General features: G+C 54.8%; 21 protein-coding genes and 1 pseudogene. 15 read left to right on the top strand and 7 right to left on the bottom strand.

Annotated features, from left to right (window positions below; genetic code table 11):
* Window positions 1-5: 5 nt before the first annotated feature.
* The 6 genes from QZJ86_RS08775 to QZJ86_RS08750 all read right to left on the bottom strand — a co-directional run bounded on the left by QZJ86_RS08775 (window position 6) and on the right by QZJ86_RS08750 (window position 5977).
* Window positions 6-1241 (bottom strand): bifunctional 3,4-dihydroxy-2-butanone-4-phosphate synthase/GTP cyclohydrolase II, encoded by a 1236-nt coding sequence (locus QZJ86_RS08775; protein ID WP_301938229.1) that lies wholly within the window; start codon window positions 1239-1241, stop codon window positions 6-8.
* Window positions 1242-1251: 10 nt separating this feature from the next.
* Window positions 1252-2445, bottom strand: coding sequence for an acyl-CoA dehydrogenase family protein (locus QZJ86_RS08770; RefSeq protein WP_301938223.1), 1194 nt, complete (start codon window positions 2443-2445; stop codon window positions 1252-1254).
* Entirely contained in the window at window positions 2445-3551 is a 1107-nt protein-coding gene (sfnG, locus tag QZJ86_RS08765) for a dimethylsulfone monooxygenase SfnG (RefSeq protein WP_301938220.1), read from the bottom strand. Before sfnG ends, QZJ86_RS08770 begins: the two co-directional genes overlap by 1 nt.
* A gap of 10 nt (window positions 3552-3561) precedes the next feature.
* Window positions 3562-4104, bottom strand: coding sequence for an OsmC family protein (locus tag QZJ86_RS08760; protein ID WP_301938218.1), 543 nt, complete (start codon window positions 4102-4104; stop codon window positions 3562-3564).
* A 102-nt stretch (window positions 4105-4206) separates the two neighbouring features.
* Window positions 4207-5388 (bottom strand): acyl-CoA dehydrogenase family protein, encoded by a 1182-nt coding sequence (locus QZJ86_RS08755; RefSeq protein ID WP_301938217.1) that lies wholly within the window; start codon window positions 5386-5388, stop codon window positions 4207-4209.
* A gap of 10 nt (window positions 5389-5398) precedes the next feature.
* Complete coding sequence (locus QZJ86_RS08750; protein WP_301938216.1) at window positions 5399-5977, bottom strand: NAD(P)H-dependent oxidoreductase; 579 nt, start codon at window positions 5975-5977, stop codon at window positions 5399-5401.
* Between the two features lie 1067 nt (window positions 5978-7044).
* Here QZJ86_RS08750 and QZJ86_RS08745 point away from each other — a divergent pair.
* Window positions 7045-7393: pseudogene (locus QZJ86_RS08745) on the top strand (transposase); the annotation flags it as partial.
* A 60-nt stretch (window positions 7394-7453) separates the two neighbouring features.
* Here the strand turns inward: QZJ86_RS08745 and QZJ86_RS08740 are convergent.
* Window positions 7454-8821: an OmpP1/FadL family transporter gene (locus QZJ86_RS08740; protein WP_301938215.1), complete on the bottom strand. Its 1368-nt coding sequence runs from the start codon at window positions 8819-8821 to the stop codon at window positions 7454-7456.
* Window positions 8822-9263: 442 nt separating this feature from the next.
* Here QZJ86_RS08740 and traL point away from each other — a divergent pair, with 442 nt between their 5' ends.
* The 14 genes from traL to traN all read left to right on the top strand — a co-directional run bounded on the left by traL (window position 9264) and on the right by traN (window position 22845).
* Window positions 9264-9545, top strand: coding sequence for a type IV conjugative transfer system protein TraL (traL, locus tag QZJ86_RS08735; protein WP_301938214.1), 282 nt, complete (start codon window positions 9264-9266; stop codon window positions 9543-9545).
* Window positions 9542-10153, top strand: coding sequence for a TraE/TraK family type IV conjugative transfer system protein (locus tag QZJ86_RS08730; RefSeq protein WP_301938212.1), 612 nt, complete (start codon window positions 9542-9544; stop codon window positions 10151-10153). The genes traL and QZJ86_RS08730 overlap by 4 nt, the downstream gene beginning before the upstream one ends.
* Window positions 10150-11121 (top strand): TraK domain-containing protein, encoded by a 972-nt coding sequence (locus tag QZJ86_RS08725; RefSeq protein WP_301938210.1) that lies wholly within the window; start codon window positions 10150-10152, stop codon window positions 11119-11121. The genes QZJ86_RS08730 and QZJ86_RS08725 overlap by 4 nt, the downstream gene beginning before the upstream one ends.
* Window positions 11121-12500: a TrbI/VirB10 family protein gene (locus tag QZJ86_RS08720; protein WP_301938208.1), complete on the top strand. Its 1380-nt coding sequence runs from the start codon at window positions 11121-11123 to the stop codon at window positions 12498-12500. The genes QZJ86_RS08725 and QZJ86_RS08720 overlap by 1 nt, the downstream gene beginning before the upstream one ends.
* A gap of 27 nt (window positions 12501-12527) precedes the next feature.
* Window positions 12528-13352, top strand: coding sequence for a DsbC family protein (locus QZJ86_RS08715; RefSeq protein ID WP_301938206.1), 825 nt, complete (start codon window positions 12528-12530; stop codon window positions 13350-13352).
* Complete coding sequence (locus tag QZJ86_RS08710; RefSeq protein WP_301938204.1) at window positions 13349-13861, top strand: TraV family lipoprotein; 513 nt, start codon at window positions 13349-13351, stop codon at window positions 13859-13861. Before QZJ86_RS08715 ends, QZJ86_RS08710 begins: the two co-directional genes overlap by 4 nt.
* A 130-nt stretch (window positions 13862-13991) precedes the next feature.
* Window positions 13992-14291, top strand: a complete 300-nt coding sequence (gene traA, locus QZJ86_RS08705) for a TraA family conjugative transfer protein (protein ID WP_064007116.1) — start codon at window positions 13992-13994, stop codon at window positions 14289-14291.
* A gap of 13 nt (window positions 14292-14304) precedes the next feature.
* Window positions 14305-14562 carry an RRXRR domain-containing protein gene (locus QZJ86_RS08700; protein WP_026600537.1) on the top strand — a complete coding sequence of 86 codons (258 nt, stop codon included), beginning with the start codon at window positions 14305-14307 and terminating at the stop codon, window positions 14560-14562.
* On the top strand, window positions 14559-16973 hold the full coding sequence (gene traC / locus QZJ86_RS08695) for a type IV secretion system protein TraC (RefSeq protein ID WP_301938203.1): 2415 nt from the start codon (window positions 14559-14561) through the stop codon (window positions 16971-16973). The genes QZJ86_RS08700 and traC overlap by 4 nt, the downstream gene beginning before the upstream one ends.
* Complete coding sequence (locus QZJ86_RS08690) at window positions 16963-17280, top strand: hypothetical protein (protein WP_301938201.1); 318 nt, start codon at window positions 16963-16965, stop codon at window positions 17278-17280. Before traC ends, QZJ86_RS08690 begins: the two co-directional genes overlap by 11 nt.
* The gene (lepB, locus tag QZJ86_RS08685; protein WP_301938199.1) at window positions 17258-17848 is read left to right on the top strand and encodes a signal peptidase I; all 591 of its coding nucleotides are present in this window, start codon (window positions 17258-17260) and stop codon (window positions 17846-17848) included. The genes QZJ86_RS08690 and lepB overlap by 23 nt, the downstream gene beginning before the upstream one ends.
* Window positions 17835-19034, top strand: a complete 1200-nt coding sequence (locus QZJ86_RS08680) for a TrbC family F-type conjugative pilus assembly protein (protein ID WP_301938198.1) — start codon at window positions 17835-17837, stop codon at window positions 19032-19034. The genes lepB and QZJ86_RS08680 overlap by 14 nt, the downstream gene beginning before the upstream one ends.
* Window positions 19031-20062: a TraU family protein gene (locus QZJ86_RS08675; protein ID WP_301938196.1), complete on the top strand. Its 1032-nt coding sequence runs from the start codon at window positions 19031-19033 to the stop codon at window positions 20060-20062. The genes QZJ86_RS08680 and QZJ86_RS08675 overlap by 4 nt, the downstream gene beginning before the upstream one ends.
* Before the next feature lie 5 nt (window positions 20063-20067).
* Window positions 20068-22845 carry a conjugal transfer mating pair stabilization protein TraN gene (gene traN / locus QZJ86_RS08670; protein WP_301938194.1) on the top strand — a complete coding sequence of 926 codons (2778 nt, stop codon included), beginning with the start codon at window positions 20068-20070 and terminating at the stop codon, window positions 22843-22845.
* The last annotated feature ends 4 nt before the right edge of the window (window positions 22846-22849 follow it).

Raw genomic sequence — 22849 nt, 5'->3', positions numbered from 1 at the left:
TAGCCTCATTTAACGCTCAGCGTTTCCCAGGGCAGATTGTCCAGATTGAGCAAATGCCCCAGCTTCTCGGATTTAGTGCGTAAATAGACGATGTTCTCCCGATTGGGGGCGGGCTCCAGCGGTACGCGCTCGACGATTTTCAGCCGGTATCCCGCCAGCTGGCTGAACTTGGCCGGGTTATTGCTCATGAGTCTGATCGTCGTCACCCCCAAATCGCTGAGGATCTGGGCACCGACATCATAGCTGCGGGAATCGATAGGCAACCCCAAATCCAGATTGGCTTGTACGGTATCCCGGCCCTGATCCTGCAATTCATAGGCGCGCAACTTGTGCGCCAAACCGATGCCGCGGCCTTCATGCCCGCGCAAATAAACCAGTACCCCGCTGCCCGCCTGTTCGATTTTTGCCAGCGCCATTTTGAGTTGATTGCCACAATCACAGCGTAACGAGTCAAGCACATCGCCGGTTAAACATTCGGAATGCACCCGCACCAGGACGTTCTGCTGTCCCGTCACCTGGCCTTTGACCAGGGCCAGATGCTCCGAACCGTCCAGCACCGAGCGATAAACATGGGCGGTGAAAACCCCAACGGCGGTGGGTATCCTGGCTTCCGAGACGTGCTCGACCAGTTGTTCGTTACGGCGGCGGTAGGCGATCAAGTCGGCAATCCGGATAAAGGGTAATTGATGCTGGTTGGCGAATGCCCGCAGCGCCTCGCCGCGGGTCATGCTGCCGTCGTCATTCACGATTTCGCACAATACGCCGGCCGGATACAATCCGGCCAAGCGCGCCAGGTCCCCGGCCGCTTCGGTATGGCCCGGCCGCGCCAACACGCCATGCTGCCTGGCCCGCAACGGAAACACATGCCCCGGGCGCGCAAAATTGTCGGCGGTGCAGGCCGGATTCGCCAAGGCGCGGATGGTGGCGCTGCGGTCCGCGGCGGAAATGCCGGTGCTGGTGCCTTTGTTCAAGTCCACCGAAACGGTAAATGCCGTGCCATGTGCATCGCTATTGCTCGCGACCATCGGTTCCAGATGCAGCGCATCGACGCGCTCGCCCGGCAGGGAGACGCAAACGACGCCGCTGCTGTGCCGTACCAAAAAGGCCATGCGTTCGGGCGTGATTTTTTCGGCCGCGATGATTAAATCGCCTTCGTTTTCCCGGCTTTCATCGTCGGCCACTACCACGAAGCTACCGCTGCGGATGGCTTCCAGCGCCGTTTCTATTGTGTCGTAACTCATGTTTTGATCCTTAGGAGTAAAAGCTCGGAGTGGGCGCCTTGGCATTCAAAACCCATTCGCCAAGATCGCGCAGCTTATAATCGACCGGATCATGCAGCGAATGGGTGCGCAGATTGCGCCAATGGCGGTCGAAGCCGGCCTTGGCGCTGGTCGCCCGCGCGCCGGTGACTTCGAACAAGCGTTGCGTCACGTCCAACCCGGCTCTGGTAGCCAGAACTTTGGCCGTCGCGCTGGCGATCGCCACGCTGCCGCGCTCCGCCTCGGTGAGCGCATTTTCCTGGCGCCAGGCAGCATCCAATAAGCTGGCGGCATAATCGGTCGCCAGCGCGGCGGCGTTCAGGTCGACCCAAAACTCGCCGTACTTTTTGAGCACATAAGGATCGCGGGTCGCGCTTTCCACGCCGGACAAAAACCAGGCCCGCGACTGGCTGCGGGTATAACCTATCGCCTCCGCCAAAGCGCCTTCCCCAATACCTAAGTAGATATTGATTAACACCAGTTGCGCAATCAACGGGCGCAAGGTGGCAAACACGCTGCCCAAGGGGCCGGGTTGCCTTAAGATTTCATGGTCATAGATGCGCACTCCATGAAAGTCCACCGTGCCGCTGTCGGTCTGGCGCTGCCCCATATTGTCCCAATCCGAATGAATCCGGATGCCTGGGCGATCGCTGGGAATCGCGGCGATAACTAATTTGCCACCCGCCTCCGTCAAGGCCGATACGATTAAGTGATCGGAATCGGTGGCGCCGGAGCAAAAGCTTTTGGTGCCCTGCACCAGCCAGTCCTGACCGTCTGCGCTAATCTTGGCGCGGGTATCCAGAGGATTCAGGGTGTTGCCCCAAAACCAGCTGTTTTTAACCGTTTCGCGGTAATAATGCGGCCATTGGTCGCCGAACAGCCGCAGCGTCGCCAGCAGCAAATGCTGGAAACCGAACAGATGCCCGAGCGAACTGTCGGCCCTGGAAATAATGCGCACGATCTGCAAGGTATCGTGCCAATCCAGGCCGTGCCCGCCGTATTCGGCCGGGATGATCAGGTTTAACAGGCCGCTTTGACGCAGGCTGTCGCGCTCACTTTTCGCCGTGCCGCCGCGCCGATCGCGTTCCACGGCGGTGGCGGCAAACTCCGCCGCCAATTGTTCGGCCTTTTCGAACAACGCCTGAGTCTTTGCTTGAGCCTGCTTAGGAGGATTCGCCTTGCTCATCAGGCGGCCACTTTGTCGGCTTGCCGCGCTTCCAGTTCGCGGACCAAAGGCAAAACCCGCTGACCGAAATATTCGACTTCTTCCTGGAAATGCAAAAAGCCGGTCAGGATCAGATCGACGCCGACCGCTTTCAACGCGACAATGCGCTCGGCGATTTGTTCGGGTGTGCCGATCAGGTTGGTCTTGAAGCCATCGTTATATTGCACCAAATCTTCGAATGTGGACTTGGCCCAATTACCCTCGCCTTCAGGGGATGCTTTTCCTGCCTGCTTGACTTCATGTCCGAATGCATTGACGGCGTCTGCGTCGGCTTTATCAATAATTTCATCCAGTACCGCCCGGGCTTCCGCCTCGGTATCCCGGGCAATCACGAAAGCATTGACGCCGATCTTGACCGAATGACCTTCCTTGGCTGCCTTGGCGCGAATATCGTCGACCTGCGCTTTAATACCTTCCAATGTATTGCCATTGGTAAAATACCAATCCGAAATCCGGGCCGCCATATCACGCGCCGCCCGGGAACTACCACCCTGAAAAATCTCCGGATGCGGTTGTTGCAGGGGTTTCGGCTTCAAGGTGAAATGGTGGAAACGGTAGAAATCGCCGAAAAAGCTGAAATCGTTCTGTGTCCAAATGCCTTTCAACGCGCGGATGAATTCTTCCGAACGGCGATAGCGTTCGTCATGCTCCAGCCATGGCTCGCCTATCGCGGTAAATTCGGTTTTGAACCAACCGCTGACGATGTTGACGGCGATACGGCCGGCCGTCAGGTGGTCTATCGTCGCAATCTGCTTAGCGACGACTACCGGATGCCAGGGTCCCGGCAAAATAGCCGCGATCACCCTTAGCTTCTTGGTCGCGGCCAACAAGGCATGGGAGAAAGAGACCGATTCGTGCTGATACTCCGCACCGTAACCCGCGGTGAAACGGATCTGCGTGAGGGCGTAGTCGAAGCCGCTTTGCTCGGCGATTTGCGCGAGCTTGCGGTTATAGTCGATATCCCAGCTGGTGCGCTGCTCGACTTTGCTGACCAGCAGACCGCCGCTGACATTGGGAACCCAGTAGGCGAATTTGATGGGGCTGTTGCTGTGATGTGATTGGCTCATGTGGATTTCCTCACGCGGCATTGCTGGCCAGGACGTTCAGCGGCGCACCATTGAGTATGACCGTGCCTGCCACCTCGACAGGCCGGGTCAAGGTATCGAGCACGGGACAATGCGCTTCCACAACCGCCACCAGCTTTTCGATCGTTTCCGGGTCTGCAGGGCTCTTCAATGCGGTTTCGAAGCTGATTTTCTGGAAACCGGAGCGTACCTCTTTCAAGCCGAACAGGCCATGCAGATCCAGATAGCCCTTGGCGGTCACCTCGACGGCAGTCAAAGGGATACCCAACACAGCGGCGTAGGCCGCATAGACGATTTCCTGGCAGGTGCCGAGCGCGGCCAAGATCAGCTCGACCGGATTTGCCCCCGCGTCCCCCCCACCCAGTTCGGGCGGTTCATCAATGATCAGCGGCGGAAAATCCCGCACTTCGGCGACGCAACGCACGCCATTGAGCAGGCGGGTCTGCGCCTTGAAGACCAGGCGGGCGCCCGCCGGATTGTTTTGCAGGGTGGCAATGGTGTTCTCTAATGTTGCTTTCAAATCATTCTGTGACATGCGGTTCTCCGAAATAGTGTCGATCGAGATGGCTGGCTTCGCGCCTATGCCTTCCAATCGAGGCCTGGCAAAGGTTGATTAATCGAAACGTTCTTGCTGGTTCTACTCGCCGCCTGCCTCGAACAGTTCCAGCGGCAATCCGACCAGCGCCTTGCCTATCCATTCGCGGGCAATGTTGTTCGACGGCCCCATGCCGATGCCGGCTCGTGCATCACGGAAGATGCGTTCGATCGGGCCTCTCTTGTATCCGTAACCGCCGCTGACATCCAGGGCGTTGCGCGCCGAGATATTGGCGACTTCCGCCGCATGCACCTTGAATTCGGTCAACGGCAGTAGGATTTGCCCTTGCGGCTGGCCGGAGGCCTGCAACTGGTCCAATTGCCGCGCCAGATCGTGTTGCCAGGGCCGTAAACTTTCGACCAACACCTTGGACTCGCCCAATTGCTGGCGCAACACTTGGTAGTCGGACAGTTTGCGGTTGAAATCGCGGTGAATGGTGCCGGTCAGGTGATCTGATGCTTTTTCCAGCGCCGCCCTGGCCACACCGTGCCAGACAGAGCCCAGACCGACCAGATAGACCGGCGATACGCCGTGGTAAACGATGTCCTTGCCCTGGCCTTCGTCGCCCAGGCGATCGATGCTTTTTACATTGACATCCTTGTAGGTGATCGGCCCGCTGTGGTTGCCGCGCACGCCGAGCGCTTCCCAAGTGCCGTGCGTGATGCCGTCCAGCTTGGAATCTACGATGAAGAAGCTGATATCGGTGGGCCCCTTGGCGCCCGGCGAACGGGTTTGAAAAATGTAGTAATCCGCTTGTCCGGCGCTGGTGGTAAATGATTTTTCCGCATTCAGCATATAGTTATCGTCGCTGCCACGGCTGGCTTCGCTGAAGTTGAACCACCAGTGTCCGCCCGAGGCTTTTTCGCTGGTCGAATAGGTACCGATCAAACCGTCTCTGGCCGGCTTCAACCAACGTTCTTTTTGGTCGTGGTTGCCGAATAAGTTGATGGTCTGCGCCGCGCCGGTGTGCATCACATAGACCAGGCCGGTCGAAGCACAGGCACGGCCGATTTCTTCAGCCACGATCGAAAAGGCGACATGATCCAGACCCAAACCGCCGTATTCCTTAGGAATCAGTACGCCATTCCAACCCGCCCGGCCCAAGGCTTCAAGATTCTCCCGCGGGAAAACGCCAAGGTCGGTTTGCTCGGCATTAGGCCGAATGACTTCGTCAACCAGGGCGCGAATTTCGGAACGGATTTTTTCGTAATCGTGTACAGACATGATGCTCTCCTTAAGCTACTTCACATAATTGGGTTTGATCCGCTCGGATAAGCGCCGCTGTAACAGCCTGGCGCGCTGCCGCATGGATACGTTCATTGACGACGGCATCGCTAAAACGTGAACCGTCATAGTTCTGTTCGGTGGCGTAGATACCGGAAGGAACGGTTTGCGCACCGAAGAAGCCGAATAGCGGCCGCAGTTGATGTTCGATAATCAGGGCATGCTTTTCCCCGCCGCCGGTGGCGCCAAGAATCACCGGAACTTCGTTCAGCACTTTCACATCCAGAAAATCAAACACATGCTTGAATAGGCCGGTGTAGGAACCCTTGTAAACCGGTGTAACCGCGACCAGGATGTCGGCCGATCCGATAGAATCCAGCACGGCTTTGCCACTCTCGCTCAACTCCCCCGGATGACGGGCTGGACCGAAAACCGGGCCCAGATCAGCCAAGCTGTGGGTTATTACATCAATGCAAGCTTGCTGGTAGGCTTGCTGCTTGATTGCATCGATGATTTGCTCGGCCAATTTCAGCGTCTTGGACGGTAGCCCTAGATTGCCCGAAACAACCACGACTTTTAATGTACTCATGTTGATTGCCTTTGTACGGTTGAAAAATCCCAATGCCTGTAACGCATGGGTACTGTACTTAAGCTTTAGCACCGACCATGCCAACTAGTAAATCATTGTTTTTTATAAAACTTATAAGATGTTTACCGATTTCAATGCCGATTTTTCAGCAGTGAATCGCAGCGATTGCTGCTACAGCGGCAATCGCTGCGGGACAAACAACCGCCACCCCTATATGAAACCGCCCCGCTGTTTGGGCTCTAAACAGGACGATCGCTTTGTCCGCTCGCATAACTCTGGATTGGTTTATCGAGGAAATTCGCAAGGGGGGGGGGAATCCATCATGCAGTCGTCGGTCGCGACACGCCCGCCATCCCAATCTCCAACGAGAGCATTCGTGCGCACCCGAAACCGATCGGCATCGCCAAATAAATTGAAAAGACCTTGAACACACGGTGCTTGAGAGGAATTAACATGGAACCCGGATTCGGCCCTCCGACCATACAGGCCGATAAGTCGTTGCTCTAGCCGATTTATGGCGCCTGCAAACAACTGGATGTGCCGGTATTTTTAATATCCGGCCCAACCACACCGAACCTGGAATATGTCAATCCGGTCGCCGTCGGCAAGGTTGGCAGAGCTTTTTCAGGTTTGCCTAACGTCTGTCACCACGTTTTTTATCCCGTATGTGAACGAAATGATCGGCGTCGCATTCGCTATGAAAACGTTACGTCATCCCGAACATGTCTATTTTTACTGGATGGAAGCTTGTATGTGGGAAGCGTCTAACGGTTTTATGAAGGAGCAATTGTTATTAAGCGGCTTGTACCCGTTCCAGGGAATGAGGTAATCGATTGAGAATTTTCTAAAACCAGGTTTGCACGAAGACATGCGGACCAGGCTATATCAAAACGGTTGTTACGGATTTGAGCTGGATATTAGGGGCTGTTGCCATTTTGGAATGATAGTCTTGAAATCGAACTGATTTGCCCAATTGATTGAATTTTTCAATCAAAAGATAATCAAGCGATGCCACGACAGCTGTTTACGGACGAATACTGGAATAAATTCAAAGCCATCCTGTTAAGCCTGGGGATTTCTCGGTCACCGGTGGTGAAGTCCATGACTACAAAGAAGCACTGAAATTAGTGACTAAACTGCCTTTGGCTAACTACACGGTCGCTGACAAAGGATATAACAGTACACCCTTACGGATTCAAATTCGAGAGAAAGGGAGTGTCCCCATCATTCCTAGAAAACAGAATTCAACAGTCGGGAATCACGGAATGGATTGGTGTCTCTACAAATACCGCCACCTCGTTGAAAATGTATTTGCAAGACTGAAGCATTTCAGAACCATCGCGATATGACAAATTGAAACGTAATTTTGAAAGTGTCATCGCTTTGGCTTGCGCTTTCATTTGGTTACCTATGTGAAACGGCAACAGTCCCTAGTTTTGCCGAATAACCCATAGCGAATTATTCGGCGCTAATCACTTAAAATCTGAAATTGGCCCCCGCACCCAGCGCCCATTCGCTACTGTTAACCGCATACTCCCCCAAAGCCAGTGTACTGCGGCTTGCCGAACCTTCAAAAGCATAGGCCGCAAAGGCATCCAGCCTAAGCTTGGGTGAAAAAGCGTATCCCAAACCTGCCGTCGCTGTATGCTGCCAAACAACCGGGCCTAAGGTAGTTTGTACGACTTTAACCAAATCGTTGTTATTAAGAACACCAGGGACGCTGGTATCAAGAGGAAGCGACCCCACCCCTTTAAAGCCTCCCACCGTGCCGTTCGGTTCGTCGCGGAGCAACTGAGTAGCATAACTGTAGCCTGTCCTAAATTGCCAATTCCCCAGATTATATTGCCCGCCAAACATGGCCAAAAATTGATCATCATAGACATCCTTATATAACGAAGATTGCGACCAGTTTTTCCATGCTACGTCCGCCTCTAACAACAAATTAGTGGTCGGATTGGCTGCTATACCCCAAGTTGCTTCCAATGGTTGTTCGACCTTTACGCTTTGGTATTCCTGAGCGCCGCCCACTGTGGTCGACAATACATTACGATAGTTATATTCCAAAGGAGTCTTTACTGAAGCGCCTATCTTTACATCCTGAGTGAGCTGATAAGTTGCACCGAAAGCGCCACGAATTGAAATATTATGTACGCTGGACGTTGTCCCCCCAAAATCACCCGATAAACCGCCAAGTCCCGTAGTATTTCCCGCAGTCCCGAACTGGCCCAAACCGAATCCTACCGTTAATGCAGCGCCTAATGACAATTTGGGTGTCAACTCATAAGCAGTCCCCACATTGGCGCTAAATGACAGCAATTCCACATTCAAAGGCAAGGTAGCCGCGCCGCCGGCTCCGGCGCCACCCAGCCCGAGTCCGGCCCCTCCATTGATTGGCTGCGTACGATAATCGGCGCCCAGGCCGGAATCAACCGCAACCCCTGCACCAATCACAAAACCAGGCGACACTTCCCCACTGAGAGCAATATCGGGCGCAATGTAATTCTGGGCCAGACTATGGGAATGGTTGGTAAATCCGTTGTTACTTTGATAATTGTCCACTTCAGGCTCGAGAATGGCCGCTCCTAAACCAAAATTGAAGCCTTTAAATTGTGTCAAGGTGGCAGGATTGCCAAACAACGCGGCGGAAACTTCTTGAGGTTTAGTATAAGCGGCGCCCGCCATGCCACCGGCAATGGGCTTTAAAGACAGATTCAGATCAGTTCCGGTATTCAGCGCCAATACGCTAGGCGACACCGCACTCGCTAGCGCCAATAACGACATCTTCCGTAATTTCCATGAATTTATACCCTGGTAATTTTTGAGAGAAAACAATTCTCTATTCATTTGAAACTCCAATTAAAATATTTTCAGATATCGGCTACGTTCGTTAAGTTTGTCCCAATAGATTTCGCAGAAAGACAAACACGTTGCGCCTGATCTCTTACCTTGCAAACTTCATGCCGCTTATAAATAATTGTTTTTTCAGAATAAATTCTTTGTGTTTTTATTATTGATGCCGCGATAGCGGCAATGCAGTGGAAAAGCCGCCGCTATTGAAGCAATAAATTAGAAGAGCTAGTGTCCTTGGAGCAATTTGATGTACTTGTCGGCCTTTTACGCCGCCCCGCCTTGTCGGTAATTGGTTCTAACAACTCAAGGTAACAATAGCCCCCCTATCGAGTTATTAGAACCAAACATCTGCAGCTGAGCGCAAATTCGTCGTCAGCTGCAAATGACCTACCAAAAATCTTCTTCACAATAATGACCATCCCAACCAGAGGTCATTATGGAACCCGTTGCCATCCCCCAATCGATAGACGATCCGATTCATATTTTGCTGTGGAGCGCGGACGAGATCGTACCCTTCATGGTCAGCATGCTCACCGGCATGTTGATCGATCAGTTCATACCCGGCTTGGCGCTCGGATTCATCGCGGTCAAGTTTTACCGGCGTTTCCGCGATAACCGGCCTGACGGCTATACCTTGCATGCTCTGTATTGGCTGGGCCTGTTGCCTAATCGCGCGCAGAGCATTCCCAATCCCTACATCCGCCGGTTTCTGCCATGAGATGGTCGGATTTTCTGCAGACCTGGGACGGGCACGAGAGCGAGAACCGGTTTAGCCGCGTCGTCATCATTGGCTTGCTGGTCATTTGTGTGGTTACCTCGCTGGCCGCCTGGCGAACCGAGCGCAGCATCATTCTGGTGCCACCGACCTTGACACAGGAAGTCGAAGTGACGCGCAGCCAGGCATCCAGCGAGTTCAAAGAGTCCTGGGGCTTGTTCCTGGCTGAACTCCTCGGCAATACCACGCCGGCCAATGCCGATTTTCTGAAAACTGCGGTCGAGCCGCTATTAGCGCCGGATATTTACCGCAGTGTCCTGGATGCCATGAGCGATCAAATCAAGGCCATCAAAATGGATCGGGTCGCGATCAGCTTCACCCCGCGTCATGTCGATTACGAAGCCGAGACTAACAAAGTCTTCGTCAGCGGCGAACTGAAAAGCCAAGGCCCCAGTTCCAAACCCGACGTCAAACCCCGTACCTACGAATTCATCATCGCCATCAAAAACTATCGCCCCCGGCTGGAATACATCGACGTGTATCCGGATTCCCCCAGAACCTTGGATCGTCTGAAAGCATTGCAAGGCCAAACCCGCGAGGCTCGACCATGAATCGCTCATTCCCGCTAATTTTGTTATTCCTGACCGTTAGCACTGCCTTGTCTGCGGATGAATTACCCGTGACTGTGTTACCACCGGCAACCACTGTGGCCGAAGATTCTTCCTCATCGCAGCCAGGTGTCCCGTCGCAGCCAGATTTTGGCATCGAGTTACCGCCGGTCGATGCCAGCGTCTTGAAAGCTGCCAAACAGCAAGCGACGGCGTTAACCTCAACATCAGCCACTTCAATCGGGCCGCAACACATTGCCGTCAAACCCGGCATCAACGAACTGATGCCAATTGCCGTCGGCCACTTGAATCGCCTGGTCACGCCGTTCGAACATCCGGTGGTCACGACCACTAGCCAAGCCACCACCAGTACCAAAGGCAAAATCGTTTATGTCGCCACCGCCGACGAAACGCCGGTCACGCTATACATCACGCCCGGCGACAACCAGGACATCGCACTATCCCTAACCCTGATCCCCAAACGCATTCCGGCGCGGGAAATCCACCTCGATCTGGATAAGGACAGCTACCAATTGCTGAACCAATGGCAACGCGCCGATTCCGCAAGTCGAACCTCAAGCCAACAGGAACAGGCCTACATCAGCCAACTGAAATCGCTGTTTCGGGATTTGGGTATGCAAAAGACCCCGCCTGGGTTTTCACTCCGAGAACCCAAGCCGCAGGAACAGATTCGCTGCCTGCAAGACCGCGTGCAGATTAAAACCGGCCAAGTTCTGGAAAGCCAGGATCGATTGATTTTGGTGGGGCTTGCCAAGAATACCGGCAGCGAGATGCTCGAGTTCGACGAACGCAGTTGCGCGACGACGCAACAGGACGTGCTCGCCGTTTCGATCTGGCCCAACGTGGTATTGAAACCGCAGGAAGCGACCGAATTGTATGTCGTGGTCCGACAATCGCCTGAGGCGTCATCCAGTTTGCGGCCTTCGTTACTGAGCGGAGGTCAACCCTAATGGCCAGCGTCGATACCTGGTGGACACGCTTGAGTCCGAGCGCCAAACGTAATATGGCCGTTGGCAGCATTGGTACCGTGCTGTTGGCCGTCATCATCGCGCTGGCCACGGTTACCCCGGAAGTCAGCAAACCGCTGAGCAAACAGGCCACCATTCAACACATTCTGACCGACAGCGATCCGCGCTCGCTGGGCATCGACGGCATTTCCGCGCAATTGCGAGATCTGCTGCAGAAGAACGACGAGCAAGCCCGCCGACTGGCGGCCATCGAAGAACAGCAGCGCCGGGAACAGCAATCCGACGAAATCCGTTTCAAACAATGGACGGCAGCGGAACGCGAAGCCTATGAAGCCAAACTCCAGGCAGTCACCGGCGAAGTGGAGTCGTTGAAGAACAAATCGTCTACACCGGCAGTGGCTGGCAACCCTGGCGACGTCAGTCAAACCACCGTGGAGCCAACGACACCGGGAAGACCGTCAAACCGCCGCCCAGGCTATCCGCCGTTCGACAACGGCCAGGACGATCTCAACCGCGTGTTCGAGCAAGCCGCTATTCCCGCACCGACTGCTAGCAATTCCGGCGTCTCAGGAGCACGAGCCAATAACCAAGCACCGGCGGCGATGCAAATTCGCGTCATCCAGGAAGGCGCTGAGCAGTCCAATGGTAAAGACAAAGACGCAGCCCCTAGCGAGGGTCGAGACCGCTCGAACCGTGATCACGCCAGCAGCGATGTCTTCATCCCCGCCGGCAGTATTTTGACCGGCGTGTTGTTGAATGGTCTCGATGCCCCGACCGGCAAAAAAGCCAAGAAAGAACCCATGCCGGTGCTGTTCCGGATCAAGAAGGAAGCCATCTTGCCCAACCGTTTCCATGCCGATGTGCGGGAGTGCTTTCTGCTGGCAGCCGGCTTTGGCGACTTGAGTGCCGAGCGCGCTTACTTTCGCGGCGAGACTTTTTCCTGCGTACGCCAGGACGGTGGCGTAATCGAAGTCCCGATGAATGCCTACGCCACCGGCGAAGACGGCAAAAACGGGGTGCGTGGCCGCGTCGTTTCCAAACAAGGCGCGCTACTCGCCCAATCCATGATGGCCGGTTTCCTGCGCGGCTTTTCCGATGCCTTCGGCCGCAATCAGATTCCAATGTTGATGACCGGCGGTCTGGGGGCGCTTTCCGGTACTACACCGTTTCAAAGCGCGTTTTCCTCGCAGTCGATGGAAGGCGGTGCCCTGAAAGGCGCCGGTTATGCCATGGAGCGACTGTCGCATTTTTACATGGACATGGCTGAAGAGATTTACCCGGTCATCGAAGTCGATGCCACCCGCCAAGTCAACTTCATCGTGCAAAAAGGCACGGCGCTGAAGCTGAAGTCGCCGAGCTGATTCTTTAACCCAACTCCAAAGGTCGTTATGACGCTACGCCAAATTTCTTTATTGATAGCCACGTTAATCGGTACATCCATCGCCCTGGCCGCCAATCCGCAAAAGCAGGCGGTCTCGGATATTGCCGCCGGTTTGCTGTCGATCAAAATCGAAGGCATGCAAGACTTGCCGATCTCGGGCCTGAAGATGGTCAAATCCGGCGAGCAGACGGTGTTTATCTCCAGTAATGGCCGCTTTGCCTTTTACGGCGGCAAATTGATGGACATCTGGACCCAGCAGGAAATCAAGGCACTGGCGGATATCGACAATATCGCCAATCGCATCGATCTGTCCCGGATGAAACTCAAGGCCGACGACCTTGGCGCCGTGACTGTCGGCCACGGCAAAGGCCAGGTGTTGGTATTCATCGATCCGCGTTGCCCATATTGCGGCAAGGTCATGAAAGACCTGCAAGCCTTGCAAGACCAATACACCTTCAAACTGGTGATGGTCCCCATCCTCGGCCCCGAATCGCAAAACATCGTCGTGCAACTGGCGTGTCAGTTGGAAACCAACGAGACAAAAGCCAAAGACGCCGTGCGCGACCGCTTGTTGAAACAGGATTACACCGGCTTGCCGAGCGAACCGCCCGTTCAATGTAACAAAGAGCCGCTGCAAAAAGCCGTGGTCACCGCCAAGTTATTCGATTTGAAGGGTGTGCCATTTCTGATTGCTCCGGACGGTCGCACGCACAGTGGCGCACCCGAGGCGTTAGCCGATTGGTTGGCCGATAAACCAAAACCGTCGCCCAGTCTGGCAACAACGCCCGATACAAACGCACAAAACACAAACGCCACGGAGAAAAAGCCATGAAACGCTTTCATCAGTTTTCTATTTATAGCCTCAGTGTACTGCTGATCGCCATCACCACCGGCTGCGCCACCGACTACGGCTGTAAAGGCATGCCGGACGAACCCAGCTGTCTGTCGACGACGCAGGCCTACCAGGTGACCAATACGGCGTTGCCGGAAGCCCCTCCGGAAAATAGCCAGGAATTGGAGTCTGCCTCGACACCGGCACTCGCACCACCGTTACAACAACCCGTGCCCAAGATCGAAGATCCCACGCCGATTCGGACGCCATCCCAGGTGATGCGCATCTGGATCGCGCCTTGGGAAGATGCTGAGGGCGATTTGATGGTGTCCAACTACGTCTACACCGAACTAGAACCCCGGCGTTGGATGATCGGCAAGGCGGCACCGACAGCCAGTGCGTCGTTGATCCCGCTGCAAGTCGAGCAACGCCCAGCGGAGAAACGATCCAGCGTCGATACAGCTGACGACGAGAGCCAGGTAAATCGATTGGGTAATAAATTGCCTTGATCCTTAAACCCTTTCACCGCAGGTCACACACCCCCTCCGAGAGTGAGCGGGCAACCGCTTAAAACCTGCCGGACTGAACGTCCGAGATTCGACGGGCAACCGTCTTTTAACTACATAGAGGATATTTTTGATGAAAACATCGCATCGAACCGGGGTACTGGTGACCCTGGCATCGCTATTTTTTATGTTGATGGCATCCGACGCCATGGCCGGTGCTGGCGGTACCGAGTTCAACAACGTCTGGACCTTGCTGACCGGCTGGGTGGAAGGCTTGCTCGGCCGCATCATCGCCATCGTGTTCGTCATCGTCGGCCTGGTCGCCGGTGTCGTGCGTGGCAGCATCATGGGCTTTGTACTGGGGATTGCCAGCGGGGTCGGCCTGTTTGCGGCACCGACCATTATCACCAACATCGTGACGGCCACGATTTAGGCCTGGAACAACGATGACCGGTTCAACTATTGATACCGAGAACGCGGCGGGCAACCGCCGCCCTTGCACATTGGCGAAGGATAAGCGGACCGTCAAGGTCCAAGCCGCCAATGGCCAGCCGATCAACCCCTGCCATCCGGCCAGGGCACGGCAGTTGAAACGCAAAAAACGTGCGGTTCGCGTTTGTCGACATCCCTTTACGATTCGCCTGCGTGCCGAGCATCAAACCGAAGCCATGCAACACCTGTATTTCGAGGATCAGACCCCATGACCACCGCGCAACGCCAACGTGCCGATCAGTTATTCACGGTACTGGCTTATGAATATGACCATCATCTGTTCTTGATGGCCGATAGCAGCATTGGCTTTGGTTTTCTGTGCCGACCGCTGACCGGTGCCGATGCCAGCGTCTCCGCGCGGGTCAACGTGTTGCTAAACCAGGACTGGCCGACCGAAACGCTATTGCAAGTGTCGCTCTGGACATCACCGGATATTGAAGAATCGCTGGCCATCATGCAGACCCGCCGCTTGAAACAGCAAAAGCCAACCTATAAAACCATGACTCAAGCCAGTATCGAGTTTCTGCGACAAGGCACCACCAAACCGCCGGAATCGATCTCGGGGGCTCGCTTGCGGCGCAGTCACATTTTCGTGACCGTGAAATTGCCCATGGCGCATCCCCGGCCCAGTGAAAGTGACATCCGCCGGGCAACTGAATTGCAACTCGCTACGCAACAGTCGTTGTCGACCATTGGCTTGTATCCGGAGGTATTGGGGGCTGATCAATATGTGCGCATCCTGAACACACTACTCAACTGGCAGCCCGATGCCGGCTGGAAAGACCGGGTAGTACCTGAGTGCGATACTACCCAATTGATACGGGATCAATTGCTGGATTTCGATAACGCAATTCGAACCGACGAGAAAGGCATTTGGCTTGGATCAAAACGGGTAAAAACCCTATCCGCCAAACGCACACCGGATCATTTTTATTTCGGCAGCGCCAAGAGTTATCTGGGCGACATTTTGTCCGGCACCCGCGGCATTCGTCAAAACACCTTGCTCAGTCTGACCCTGCATTACCCGGACGCTGAATCGACCCGTACCCACCAGGAAGGTGTTCGGCAATTCATCACCAATCAGGTCAATACGCCGATAGCCCGTTTTCTACCGGTGCTGGTGCAACGCAAACACCATTTCGACGTGTTGTTTGACGCCTACCGTGACGGTGATCGACCGATCCGGGCGTATTTCGGTGTACTGCTGTTTTGCGACGAACAGGAAGAAGCGGCGGCGGTGTCCAATGCTCGGGTGTATTTTCGGGAATTGGGCTTTCAGCTTTTGGAAGACAAGTATTTCTGCATGCCGTTTTTCCTGAACTGTTTACCCTTTGGGCCGGAACGTTCAGCGATTGCCGACCTGAAACGTTATCGCACCTTGGCCACGCGCCATGCGATTCCGTTATTACCGCTGTTCGGTGATTGGGCCGGCACCGGGACGCCGACCTTGAATTTCGTCTCCCGTAACGGCGAACACATGGCGGTATCGTTGTTCGACACCACCGGCAACTACAACCTGTGCATCGCCGCCGAATCCGGCAAAGGTAAATCCTTTCTGACCAACGAGATCATCGTTAGCTATCTGACCGAAGGCGCGCAAATCTGGGCGATCGATGTCGGCCGCTCTTACGAAAACCTGTGTGAAGTATTGGAAGGCGATTTCGTCAAATTCACTCATGGTTCAAACATCTGCATGAACCCGTTTGAAATCGTGCAAAACTTCGAGGAAGAAGCCGACATGTTAGCCGGATTGGTCAGTCAGATGGCGGCGCCGACTGAGAAGTTGACCGACTTTCAAACCGCCGGTCTCAAGCGGATATTGAAACAGCTTTGGACCGAAAAGGCTCAGGCCATGTCCGTCGACGACATCGCCCGGCAGCTCTGCGCCGAAACCGATCAACGCTTGAAGGATGTCGGCGAGCAGTTATTTCCATTCACCACTAAAGGCGAATATGGCCGCTATTTTAACGGTAAGAACAACGCCAAATTCGCCAACGACTTTACCGTGCTGGAATTGGAAGAGCTAAAGGGCCGCAAGCATCTGCAACAAGTCGTGTTGCTGCAACTGATCTACCAAATCCAGCAGGAAATGTATCTGGGCGAACGCAACCGCCCGAAGATCGTCATCATCGACGAAGCCTGGGATTTGCTCACCGAAGGCGATGTGGCCAAGTTCATGGAGCACGGCTACCGGCGGTTTCGCAAATATGGCGGCGCGGCGGTGACCATCACTCAGTCGGTGAACGATTTATACCGAAACGCCGCCGGCCGGGCCATCGTCGAGAACTCCGCCAATATGTACTTGCTCGGTCAAAAAGCCGAAGTCATCGAAGGCATGAAGCAAGATCGGCGCTTGCCGTTGTCGGACGGCGGCTATGAACTGCTGAAAACCGTGCATACCTTGCCCGGCGCTTATTCCGAAATCTTCTTCATTACCGAGATGGGTTCCGGTATCGGACGGCTGATCGTCGATCCGTTCAAACGCATTCTTTTCTCCACCAAACCCGAAGATGTCAACGCCTTGAAGCAATTGCGCCGGCAAGGTTTGAGTCTGGGCGATGCCATTCAACAACTCATCGACAGCCGCCAGTCTAAAACACGGGAGTTGAATCATGGACGCTAAATCACAATGGCTCAGCACTGTTTTAATCGCTGTCTGTCTGGGATGTCTCGGTGGCTGTTTGGCTGCGCAACAGCAATTACAACAGCCCTTGGCGCGCCTGAATCTGGTTACGCCGGTGTTCGTGCTCGACCGTGCCAAATTGATTCAATCGATACCGCCCAATGCCAGTCAGGAGCAGATGGCCAAGATCGTCGATGACTGGCAGGGTCAAGCCAAAAAGCTCAGTGACGCAGGCTATCTGGTGATCGATTCGACGGCGGTGGTGGCTGCACCGGCGGATGTCTATGTTCAGCATCAAACCCGGTGAGTCTATGCAATCCAACCAATCAAGCGTCGCTATCGCCACGACAACCACGACCAAGCAGAAACCCTATCAAACCCGAGCGGCGTTAGTGCGGTTCATCGTGAAAGCTTTACCGATTTTGTTGCTGGTGTTAGCCGTGGAACGTTACCTCGGCCAACGCTTTCTGATCGGCGGTGATGAGCAGGTCGATCGCTGCCTGCCGGATAAATGGATTTACCTGATCGATACCCACAACAAGGACATCTGGCGCGGCGATTTGATTGCGTTCCGCGCCGAGCGCATGGCGCCATTTTTTAAGGACGGCCAGATCATTGTCAAAATCGCCGCCGGCGTCACGGGCGATACCATTCATGTCGATCCGACGCATACCACGATAAACGGTGAACCAGTTATCGACGGGCTACCCTTGACAGAGAAACTCAAGAAGCCGGCTACCCGTTTTAACCGCCATGAAACGATCCCACCCGCCGCCTATTGGGTGACCGGGCAAACCGACAAAAGCTTCGATTCGCGTTACTGGGGCTATGTCTACGACCATCAAGTGATTGGACGCGCCTATGCGTTGTTTTGATCGACCCCACCGTCCTTGGCGTCAATCGGCGGTCTGTTTGCTCTGTTGGTTCAGCGTTCATACGGTTCCGGCTGAAGAAGCCTGGCTAGATCGTTCTCAGGCCAATTTGCAAGCCTTGGAAGGCCAGCCTCGACCTGAGTGGTTGAATGGTCAATCTGAACAACTGGAAATAAAACGCCAGGCGCAACAAGTTTTGGATGCTTCGCAAGCGATGCGAGCAAAGGCACTATCGACAGGATCGGCAGGCGGCCTGCAGACATCCCCTTCGAACAAACCACTCACACTGCTGTTTGTCTCGTTTTCACTCGGCGATACGGCGCTAAAAGGCATCTTTGAAGAAGCGGCCGGCCGGGACAATGTGTTACTGGTGTTTCGCGGCCCCAAACCCGGCCAAAAACTGCCGGCGTTGATGGCGGACCTCAAGCGCTTGCTGAAGGGCATCGATCCACTGCCCAACATCATCATCGATCCCACCCATTTTCAGCGCTGGTCGGTGACGTCGGTGCCTGACATTATCGTCGAACAGGATGGGAAATCCCGTTTACACATTCATGGCGTCAGTAGTTTGTCATGGCTGGACGATCAACTCAAAGCCGGCAAGCAGGGTGATTTGGGAACGTTAGGCGATGTCAGCGAGATTGCCGAAATCGACTTGCTTGACGAAATCAAACGCCGGATGAATACCATCGACTGGAAACAAAAGCAGCAACAGGCGATTGCACGGTTTTGGGAACAGCAGAAATTTGAAGACTTACCTACTGCTCAGGAGGATCGCGATCGGTCCGTGGATCTGAGCATTACCGCACCGCGCGATTTGGCGGCGCCCAACGGGCAGCTGATCATCCGAGCCGGACAAACCGTCAACCCATTGGACAAAATGCCGTTTGGCTTATGCCTGATGGTGTTCGATGCCACGGTGCCGGGACAAGTCGAGCTGATTCGGCATCAGTCCTGCCAGGACAAAAAGGCCCACGTGATGTATTTGGCCACGTCTCTGTCGCGTCAGGAAGGTTGGGACAGTTTAAAGCGTTTGGAAACTACGTTGCATGCACCGGTGTATCTGCTGACGCCGGATGTGCGCAGCCGTTTTCAGTTACAGCATGTGCCGTCTTTCATCGAACAATCAGGCAACCGTCTGATTGTTCATGAACGAAAACTGCCTGTCTCTTCGGGAGAGCGGTCATGAAACGATTCGTTTTCCCTTGGATTTTGGGAGGCTTGATAACACTGGCAACCCCGCTTTATGCCGAAACCACAACCAATAGCGTCGATCCGTTGTGCTCGGATGCCGAATTGTGGTCCGGCAAGCTGGTCACCGATATTTGCTGGAGCTGTTTGTTTCCGATTCGAGCGGCCGGGGCGTCGCTGGGCGGTGGCAACGTACCAAGTATCGCCACCGATGAAAAGTTTTGCTTCTGTACCGATCCGATGGGAATTCCGGAACTTGGCATGACCATGGGTCTTTGGAATCCGGCGAGGCTGATCGAGATCGTCCGCAATCCCTGGTGCTCGCCGGCTTTGGGAGGCCATAAATTCAGTGCCTCGAACGTGCGTCTAATCGCCACCACCGGCAAGGCGGACTTCGATGCCAGCGAGATGTCATTTTTCAATTACCACTATTTTGCCTTTCCGCTGACCATCCTGCTAGATCTATTCTGGGATGGTCGCTGCAACAGTGACGGCTACCGGGATTTTGATTTGCTGTATGTATCCGAGCTCGATCCCACCTGGAACAGTGACTTGCTGGCGTTCTTCACCAGTCCGGAAACGGCGTTGTTTGCCAATCCGGTGGCCATTTCCGCCTGTGTCGCCGATGCCGCAGCGGCCGCCACCGGCAATCCCTTGGATGCCTTGTTCTGGTGTGCCGGTGCCTGGGGTCACATGTATCCCTTATCCGGGATTTCGCCGACCAGTTACGGCACCGATCCGCGTATCACCAGTTTGTTGGCCACACGTGCCACGGCGTCCTTGCATCGGCGCGGACTGGCCTGGAAAACATCCGGTAACGATGCTTTATGCGGCGGCTATATCTATCCCTTCATCCCCAAGTCGCAATACCGGCTATCGATGTTTTATCCGGTCGCGGAAACTGAGTCCAATCACGCCATCGGCGAAACCACCTTCAAGTGGGGGGCGGGCCGCACCTATCCGGGACCGGGCGAAGATCATCTATATCTACTTTGGTCTTGGCGTGACTGTTGCACAGGATATTGATCCGTATGAGACAGCTTTTTAACTCTCAGTCACTAATAAATCAAAGTCTGTCTGCCGTGTTGTGCGTCACGATGGCCTGGACACCGTATGGCGTTTCCTGGGCGGATGCCATTCAGGCGGCCGGGCGTGATGGCCAACAATTGGGCCAGCAAGTTCTGGGCGGTTTTGCGTTTCCGCTCGATACCGGTAACGGCACGCTGACCTTAAATCCGGGGACGGCTCAGGAAAGTGCCATATCGATTGGCACCTTGTTTCCGGATACTAACAGCGCTACGACCACGGCCCAGGACTTTGCCGATCTCTATGGCAACAACCCCGGCACACTGGCGGCGGGGTTGAACGCGCAGACCGCCTTGAACGGCGAAACCAGCTTCACCGGCGAAGCCTACCGCACGCTGATCGACAATGCCCACCAGTCGCATCCGGATTTACACAACGATGCAGTCTGGACTGCCGGCGATCAGGTTTTTGCCAATTTCACGCCCTGGGCGCAGTCGTTTTCGGACTGTACCACGGTGACGACTCAAACCGAGACCAGCCATTCGGTGCAAGTGCCGGATTATCAATTGTGTCTGCGCCAACCGACGGTACCGCAAAGTTGTACCGCCACCCATCAAGTCAATGTTGAGACGCTACTCAGCTTTGTCTCCGGTAACGGAGGCATGTCCAGTTGTGGATCTGGCTGCATGGATTTGTACGTGGGCCGCGTTGGCGATAACTATTGGTCAGCCGGCTGCGGCATATTCAACTGGGAAGTTACATACGACGTCCTGCATCCGGAAGCCATCATCAGTGCCACATTGGAGGATGTCGAGTTCGATGACCATGCCCGCGTGTATTACGGCGGCAATCTGATTTACACCGGTTCGACCGGCTGGGGCGGTTCTTGCGAACTGAGTAATAGCTGGGTCGATCATCCCAATCGTGATGTCACCTATGCCTTCAACAGTACGGGCAACAAAGTCTTTAAACAGGAAACCATGGTCGGTGGTAATGGTGAGGGTTATTCCAGGATTCGACTCCGCTACGATTTGTCGAAACTGATCACCCAGGACCAATGGAGTTGGAGTGGCCCGAATTGCCAAAACTTAGCCAATGCGATTACCGACGGCATTTGCCAAGCCGGCAGTCAATTGGTTTGCACGAACGATCCAGCCAATGCGTCGGGTTGTTACGTCGATCCCACCTCGCAAGTCATGGTCTGCGGTTCAGATTTGGCCCAAGCCCCGGTGGCCAGTTCGACCGGGATTCGCAATACCTGTATGAATATCCAGTCCTCTGGACACTGCGATTTGAATCAGTATGGCCAATGCTGGACCGATACCGCCGGCACCCACTGTTTAGAACCGCCGGCGAACGGGATACCCAACAAGACCTGTGCGTCGTTGGAAACGCAAGGCTGCTCGTTCATCAAAAGCCAATGTACCAGTGTGTTGGCCTCCGGCACCTGCTGGGACAGCGTCGATACTTATGACTGCGGGCAAACGGTGGGCATTCCCGGCATTCAAAGCAACACCCAACAGCAATGTGCCGGGCCGATTCGGTGTATGGGGGAAGATTGCATCACCATGAACCGCACCCAGAGCCAGGATTTCAGCAAGGCGGTCGCCTTACTCAATAGCGCCCAACAAATGGCGATGGATTTGCATTGTGACTATGCCAACGCCGATCTGCAGCAGAAGGATCCGACCACCTGTCAGGTATTCCAGGGTAAACCCGCCAGTTGCAAAATGGTCGGCGGCGCTCTCAGTCTGGTCGATTGCTGCGAAACGCCCTCGGGTGCGATGGGGCTGGGACGTTACATTGATCTGCTGATCGCCACCAGTCAGATGGACGGCGCTGTCATGGCCATGGACAGTACCTCGGCGATTCGAGGCGCCTGGGAAACCATGCGCACCCCGTTCACCTTGGCTGGCGATGCCTGGAACAGTTTTCAGGCGGATTTTGCATCGACGGTGAATGACTTGGTCGGCACCGACATGCTCAGTACCAGCGACATTGCCTCGCAAGGCTTGCTCGACTCGCTGAAAGGCGAATTAATGAAATCCGTGGCGGAATGGATCGGCCAGACCTTTGGCGAAGCGGCCGGCAATGCTTTGTTCAGTGCCGGTGGCCAGGCAGCTTTCGATTCGGCTGGAAATTTAACGCCAGCTGCGGAATCCGGTGGCGTCGAGTTGGGCGGCGGTGCGGCGGTCGCGGGCGAACTTCTCAGTACCTTGATGACGGCCTATACCGTGGTCATGATCATCATCATGATTATCCAGATCGTCTATTCCTGCGAAGAACCGGAGTACGAACTCGCCGCCAAGAAACAACTGAAAGTATGTACGGACCTGGGCACCTATTGCGAGAGCAAGGTCGCTGGGGTGTGTTGGGTGCGTAAGGAAAGCTATTGCTGCTACAACTCGCCGCTAGCGCGCATTCTCAACGAACAAATCAAACCGCAGTTGGGCATGGATTTTGGCACGCCGGAAAGTCCAAGCTGTACCGGCATCAAAGTTGCGGACCTGGACCGTGTGGACTGGACACAGGTCAATCTGGACGAGTGGTTGGCAATTCTGGCGCAGACCGGTCATTTACCGACCGCCGCCAATTCCTCATCCATGCTCAATCTAGATCAACTCACCGGCACAGGCAGCCGACTCAATCCGCAGAAATACGGCGCAGCCTCCAGCGGCCGCCAAGACACCTTAACCCGTACTCAAGGCCGGATGACCGATTTGGACGTGCCTACGGTCAAACGGCAGTCGGAACTGGAAGGCTGGGGTATGGGGCCGCAATGAGCGG

The organism is Methylomonas montana, assembly GCF_030490285.1.
In the GTDB taxonomy this organism is placed as follows: domain Bacteria; phylum Pseudomonadota; class Gammaproteobacteria; order Methylococcales; family Methylomonadaceae; genus Methylomonas; species Methylomonas montana.
The sequence above is the reverse complement of the archived record's forward strand: the minus strand, read 5'-3'. Positions and strand labels throughout refer to the sequence as shown.